Below are 6,726 nucleotides of genomic sequence, written 5' to 3' on the forward strand. Positions count from 1 at the left end.
GCCAAGGCGCCTTCGCGTGCCGTTGCCGCCAAGCGTTGCTCAATGCGCAAGTAGCGGCGCAGCCATCCTCTGTTGGCCTTGGAAGGCCCGAAAATGCGGGCCTGGTGTCGAAAGTCAAGCAATATGCAAGGCCATGGTTACCCGATCCCCCGGACCTCTGGGGGCGGCGCGGCCCTGCCATGACGTTGAGGTAGTAGATCTGGAAGCCATGAGGTGCGTCGCAGGGATGGTGGCCGCGCGGGACCAGAGTCACGTCGCCGTCCTTCACCGCCATCAACTCGTCAAGGGTGCCGTCGTCGGTATCCGCACGGTTATTCGGCGGCGCTGCTGGAGATTTCGTCGCTTCTGGGCATCCTTATCCTGCCTCGATCACCTTGATCCTCTTCGCCGTCTCGCCCGGCGACCGGCTGGAAAAAGCCATGCGCCGCAAAATGCAGGATGCGGCAGCCGCCGGAGGCCGCGCGGACCCCCGCCTCGCCGGCATCAGTGCCGCGCCGATCAGCGGCTGGCCTTCGCCATCCAGCAACCCGTCGAATGGGATCAGATGCGTCACCCCGTCCGGCCGCGGCCGTCGCCCCGTCGCCGATCCCCGCCGCCCCGGCGATTGCAGGAAGACCAACCGCCGGCAGCCGGGCGCTTGGCACGGCTGCCGGCGGGCGGGGAAACTCACGCAGATGCGGAGGTGGGCGCTGGCCCATGAGGCCGGCTGACCCGGTTCGGAGAACTCGCAATGGGGCGGAATGGAATAGGGCAATGCGGCTGTATTCTTTCGAAACGCATTGCGTGCGGACAAGGGGATACGCCTTCCCCGCTGCAAATACCTACACGATCGCCCCGGACAGCTCGACCGCAATCGCTGTGCTGCTACGCATAATCAGTTCCAATTCAATCTTGCTATGAACCATGTAATTGGGGTCGGGCGCTCCAATCATCGCAAGAATCTCTCGCCCCGCCGTGGCCCCCAATTTCTGCGCGGGGATGCGCACTGTGGTGAGCGCCGGTTCCATCTGCGCCGAGCCGGCAAAGTCGCCGATGCCGATCACCGACAAGGTGGTGGGAATGGCGATCCCCAGCCGCGCCGCCGCATAGATCGCCCCCTGCGCGATCACGTCATTGGCGCAAAGCAAGGCGCTCGGCCGGTCCTGTCCCGCCAGTAATTCCAGGCAAGCGGCCTTGGCCTGGGCGATGCTGTAGGGCACCTCGACCTGCCAGCGATCCTGCAACACGATGCCGGCATCGCGGAAAACAGCCGTCGCCGCCGTCTTGCGGTCACGTGCCCGGTCGTTGTCGAAGGTGGCGGGAAAGACCATGCCGATGCGGCGATGCCCCAGCGCGATCAAATGCTCGGCGGCCATCCGCCCCGCCTCGCGGTTGTCCACCCCGATGCAGGGCAGCGCCGAATCCGGCAGGTAGTTCCAGAGCGCCAGCAATGGCACGCGCTGTTCGGCGATCAGACGGAAGGTGCCGGCGCTGTGATCCAGCCCGACCACCGCCAGCGCATCGACGCGATGCTCCAGCAATTTGCGAACCAGCCGATATTCGGTCTCCAGATCGTAGCCATGCGAGGCCAGGAGCAGGGTGAAGCCCTGCTCGCTGACCGTGTCGTTAAAAGCCTGGACCACCTCGGCGAAGATGGTGTTGGCGACGGTCGGCACCACCAGACCGATGGTGGCGCTGCGCTTGCCATGCATGGCCTGCGCGGCGCGGTTGCGGATATAGCCGGATTTCTCGATCGCCAGTTCGACCTTCTTGCGCGTCGCCGGATGCACCAGATCCGGGTGATTCATCACCCGCGACACCGTCGCCGGTGAAACGCCTGCAAGATTGGCTACGAAAACAATATCTGGCTTAATCATCAGATTTTCCATATATATTTTTATGAATCATAAAATTTAATGAAAACAGTTGCAAGACTGTTTTCATGGCCTAGGGTCGAAAACCACGGCAAGAGGAGGCCGTGCCAGACCAACATTGCAGACAGGGCGAGCCCCGGTTTTTCCGGGCTGCTGACCTATTCACCTTCCCGGCGGGCGGACTGCCGGGAGCAGGAGCAAATGACAGGTATGAACATCTCGAACGATATTCTTTCGGTCGACGCGGCGATGGTGCGGGCGCGCAGCGCCCAGGCCGGATACGAGGCGGGGGGCAGCCAGAGCCGCTATGATCGGGCTGCCCTTGCCGTCGGCTGGGCCATCATGCAGCCCGAACGCAACCGGCAACTGGCGGAACTGGCGGTCCGCAGCACCGGGCTGGGCAATGTCGCCGACAAGATCGTCAAGAACCATCGCAAGACGCTGGGGCTTCTGCGCGACATCCGTGGCGTGGCCACGCATGGCATCCTGTCCGACGACCCCGAAACCGGCATCGCCGAGATAGCGCGGCCCATCGGCGTGATCGGCGCGGTGGTGCCCTCGACCAACCCGGCCGCGACGCCGGCGAACAACATCATCAACGCGCTGAAATGCGGCAATGCCATCGTTCTGTCGCCCTCGCCCAAGGGGGTGGCCTGCTGCGAGATGCTGCTGGGGTTCATCCATGCCGAGTTCGACCGCATCGGCGAGGACCGCGACCTGGTGCAGATGCTTCCAGGGCAAGGCAGCAAGGCCAAGACCCAGCGCCTGCTGGAGACCGCCGACCTGGTGGTCGTGACCGGCAGCCAGGACAACGTACGGCGCGCCTATGAAAGCGGCACCCCCGCCATCGGCGTCGGCGCCGGCAATGTGGCGGTGATCGTGGACGAGACCGCCGACCTGGCCGATGCGGCGGGCAAGATCGCCGCCTCCAAGACCTTCGACAACGCCACCTCCTGTTCGTCCGAAAATGCGCTGATCGTGGTCGATGCGGTCTATGACGCCTTCGCCGCTGCACTTGCGGCCGAAGGGGGCGCGGTCCTGCCGCCGTCCGAGGCGCCGGGTATCGTGGCCCGGCTCTGGCAGGACGGGCATATGAACCGCGAGATCATCGCCAAGGATGCCGAGGTGATGATCGACCGGCTGGGGCTGGCCGGCAGGGTGCCGGCCGGCACCCGGCTGATCGCGGTCGAGACCGAGGGCATCGGTCCCGACCATCCGCTGTCGGGCGAAAAGCTCAGCCGCATCGCCGCGCTTTACCGCGCCCGGGATTTCGAGCATGCGGCGGAACTGGCGCGCCGCATCCTGAGCCATCAGGGCGCCGGCCATTCGGTCGGGCTGCATTCGCGCGACGCGGATCGCCCGCTGGCGCTTGGCCGCGACCTGCCGGTCTGCCGGGTCATCGTCAACCAGGCGCATTGCTTCGCGACCGGCGGAGCCTTCGACAACGGCCTGCCCTTTTCGCTGTCGATGGGGTGCGGCAGCTGGGGCGGCAACTCCATCGACGCCAATTTGAACTGGCGCCATTTCATGCAGCGCACCCGCGTCGTGCGGCCAATTCCCCCGCGCGAGCCGGCGCTTGACGAGATCTTCGGCAGCTATTGGCAGGAGGCGGGGAAATGAGGCTGGATCCGCTGAACCCGCCGCAGGGCACCACCCGCGACTGGCTGGACCATCGCGCCGCCGACCAGGGCCGGACGATCAGCCATGTCTTTCCCGAGGACGGCTCGGTCCTGACCTGGCGCGAATTGCGCGACGAGGCCGCCCGCATCGCCGGGCATCTGGCCGGGCTGGGCCTGGAGCGCGGCGAAAGCGTCGCGCTGATGATGCCCAATGGCCGCAATGCGGTGCTGGGCCTTTACGGCGCGCTTTACGGCGGCTTTCGGGCCACCATGATCAACCTGATCGCCGGCGCCGATGCCATCGGCTATGTGCTGTCGCATTCCGGCGCCCGCGCCCTGCTGGTCGATCCCGGCCAGCGCGCGCTGCTGGAGCCGGCGCTCGCCGCCCATCCTGCCGCGCCTGTGGTGATCGAGGCGGGTGCCGGCTTCGACTGGCCCGCCGGCTGCGCGCCGGCCGAGCCGCATCCGCATGGCGCCGCGGACGATGCGCTGCTGATGTATACCTCGGGCACCACCGGCCGGCCCAAGGGCGTGGTGCACAGCCATGCCAGCCTGCTGGCCGGCGGCTGGACCACGGCGTTGGCGCATGAGCTGCGGCCCGAGGACCGGGCCTTGTGCGTGCTGCCCATCTATCACATCAACGGGCTTTGCGTGACCATCCTTGGCCCGCTGCTCTCGGGCGGCTCGGTGGTGGTCTGCGACCGCTTTTCGGCCAGCCGGTTCTGGGGCCTGTGCGACCGGCACGAGGCCAGCTGGTTCTCGGTCGTGCCGACGATCATCTCGCATCTGCTGCATGGCGAGGGCGAGCCGTCGCCCGCGGCCCGGGCGCGGCTGCGCTTCGGCCGCTCGGCCTCGGCGGCGCTGGCGCCCGAGGTGCAGTCGGGCTTCGAGCGCCGCTTCGGCATTCCCATCGTCGAAACCATGGGCCTGACCGAGACCGCGGCGCAGATCCTGTCGAACCCGCTGCCGCCGGGCCTGCGCAAGATCGGCTCGCCCGGCCGGGCGGTGGGCAACCAGGTGGCGATCCTGTCGCCCGACCTGCGCCCGCTGCCGCCGGGCATCGAGGGCGAGATCGCCGTGCGCGGCGCCAATGTCATGCGCGGCTATCTGGGCGACCCGGCCGCCACCGGCGCCGCGCTGACCCCGGACGGCTGGCTGCGCACCGGCGACCTGGGCCAGATGGACGAGGAAGGCTACGTCTTCGTCACCGGCCGCCTGAAGGAGCTGATCATCAAGGGCGGCGAGAACATCGCCCCGCGCGAGATCGACGAGGCGCTCTATACCCATCCCGACGTGATCGAGGCCGCGGCCTTCGCCCGCCAATGCGCCCGCTACGGCGAGCGGGTCGAGGCGGCCGTCACCCTGCGCCCCGGCTCGCCGCTTGGCGCGCCCGAGCTGATCTCGATCTGCGAGGAGCGGCTGGGGAAGTTCAAGTCGCCCGAGGTGATCCACCTGATGGCCGAGCTGCCCAAGGGCCCCTCGGGCAAGATCCAGCGCCTGAAGCTGGCGCAACTGACACAATAGCGCCCAAGGGGCAGGAAGGAGGCGTCGTTTCCCAAGAACACGGCCCGCCGCCAGGAGCCCGAAGACCCGCCGGAGGAGGGCGGAGCTTCAACAGAGGACCGCGCAACGAGCCGCAAACGGACGTGCCAACACATCCAGCATAATCCAGGGAGGAGACATGCTAAGGCTTACCCGATTCAGGACGACGGACCGCGTTCTGTTCGTCATCTGCCTGATGTATCTGGTCACCTATATCGACCGGGTGAACATCAGCACCGCCGCCCCCGCCATGCAGGCCGAGCTGGGCCTGTCGAATTTCGAGTTGGGGCTGGCGTTTTCCGCTTTCGCCTATCCCTATGCGCTGTTCCAGATCCTCGGCGGCCGGCTGGGCGACCGGCTGGGACCGCACAAGACCCTGATCATCTGCGGCACCGTCTGGTCGGCCGCAACCGTGATGATCGGCTTCGTCGAGGGCGCGGTCTCGCTCATCATCGCGCGCGTGCTTCTGGGCATGGGCGAAGGCTCGGCCTTCCCGACCGCCACGCGGGCGCTGTCGAACTGGATGCCGGCCGAGAAGCGCGGCTTCGCGCAGGGCATCACCCATGCCTTCGCCCGTTTCGGCAATGCGCTGACCCCGCCGCTGATCGCCTTCCTGGTCATCGCGCTGTCCTGGCGGCATGCCTTCGTCATCGTCGGCCTGATCAGCTTCCTGTGGGTGGCGCTGTGGTGGTGGTATTTCCGCGACGATCCCCGCAGCCACAAGGGCATCACGCCCGAGGAACTGGAGGCCCTGCCGGACCAGAGGATCGTGGGCGAGCGCAAGACCCTGCCCTGGGGCCGGCTGCTCAAGCGGATGCTGCCGGTGACGATCACCGATTTCTGCTATGGCTGGACGCTGTGGCTGTTCCTGAACTGGATCCCGTCCTATTTCCTGCACCAGCACGAACTGGACCTGAAGAAATCCGCCATCTTCGCGGCCGGCGTCTTCCTGGCCGGGGTCGTGGGCGACCTGGCGGGCGGCTGGCTCAGCGACGGCATCCTGCGCCGCACCGGCAATGTCGCCCTGGCGCGGATCAGCGTGATCATCCTGGGCTTCCTGGGCGCCTTCGCCTGCATGTTGCCGGTAATGTTCTCGACCGATCTGGTGACGGTGGCGATCAGCCTCAGCGCGGCCTTCTTCTTCGCCGAGCTGATCGTGGCGCCGATCTGGGCCACGCCGATGGATATCGCGCCGCAATACTCCGGTACTGCCAGCGGTTTCATGAACTTCGGCTTTGGCCTGGCCGGGATGATCTCGCCTATCGTCTTCGGGCTGATCATCGACCTGACCGGACGCTGGGATCTGCCCTTTGCCGCCTCGCTGGTCTTGCTTCTGCTGGGCGCGGGCATGGCACTGTTCATCCGGCCTGACCGTCCGTTTCTCGACGATCCAGCGAACGAGGACGCGAACGAAGACAAGGATCTGGACTGCGATCCACAGATCGCCGGCGCAGTATCGAAATGAAGAAGGGACCTGCCCTGCCGGGCAGGTCCGATCCCCCCGCCAAACCAAGCCAAGCCAAGCCAAGCCAAATGGCATGCGAAGGATCACCCGGAGCAGTTCGATCGATGCCAGGGCCGATGCGAAATGTCTTTCCTTGGGATCGGCATGTTCCCGGTCTGGGCCGACAGCGAATTATGCGCGCCGCCATTGGATAATATACTGAAAATGCAAGGAAAATAAAATGAGAATGACCACTGAGGAGTCTTTT

At 66.2% G+C, this 6,726-nt stretch carries 5 protein-coding genes and 1 pseudogene; 3 read left to right on the forward strand and 3 right to left on the reverse strand.

The genetic code is table 11. The annotated features are described in order from the left end of the window. Nucleotides 1-154: 154 nt before the first annotated feature. The 3 genes and pseudogenes from FE811_RS12725 to FE811_RS12735 form a co-directional block, all read right to left on the reverse strand. Nucleotides 155-310: pseudogene (locus FE811_RS12725) on the reverse strand (5-deoxy-glucuronate isomerase); the annotation flags it as partial. Nucleotides 311-355: 45 nt separating this feature from the next. Next, nucleotides 356-553: a hypothetical protein gene (locus FE811_RS12730; RefSeq protein WP_140847829.1), complete on the reverse strand. Its 198-nt coding sequence runs from the start codon at nt 551-553 to the stop codon at nt 356-358. Between the two features lie 268 nt (nt 554-821). Continuing rightward, nucleotides 822-1,868 (reverse strand): LacI family DNA-binding transcriptional regulator, encoded by a 1,047-nt coding sequence (locus FE811_RS12735; RefSeq protein WP_244295201.1) that lies wholly within the window; start codon nt 1,866-1,868, stop codon nt 822-824. Between the two features lie 195 nt (nt 1,869-2,063). Between FE811_RS12735 and FE811_RS12740 the strand changes: the two genes are divergently transcribed. The 3 genes from FE811_RS12740 to FE811_RS12750 all read left to right on the forward strand — a co-directional run bounded on the left by FE811_RS12740 (nt 2,064) and on the right by FE811_RS12750 (nt 6,479). Further along, on the forward strand, nt 2,064-3,473 hold the full coding sequence (locus tag FE811_RS12740) for an aldehyde dehydrogenase family protein (protein ID WP_116222203.1): 1,410 nt from the start codon (nt 2,064-2,066) through the stop codon (nt 3,471-3,473). Continuing rightward, nucleotides 3,470-4,996, forward strand: coding sequence for an AMP-binding protein (locus FE811_RS12745; RefSeq protein ID WP_116222202.1), 1,527 nt, complete (start codon nt 3,470-3,472; stop codon nt 4,994-4,996). The genes FE811_RS12740 and FE811_RS12745 overlap by 4 nt, the downstream gene beginning before the upstream one ends. Nucleotides 4,997-5,153: 157 nt before the next feature. Beyond that, nucleotides 5,154-6,479: an MFS transporter gene (locus FE811_RS12750; RefSeq protein WP_036758144.1), complete on the forward strand. Its 1,326-nt coding sequence runs from the start codon at nt 5,154-5,156 to the stop codon at nt 6,477-6,479. The last annotated feature ends 247 nt before the right edge of the window (nt 6,480-6,726 follow it).

This window comes from Paracoccus sp. FO-3 (assembly GCF_006386455.1).
Classification (GTDB): domain Bacteria; phylum Pseudomonadota; class Alphaproteobacteria; order Rhodobacterales; family Rhodobacteraceae; genus Paracoccus; species Paracoccus versutus.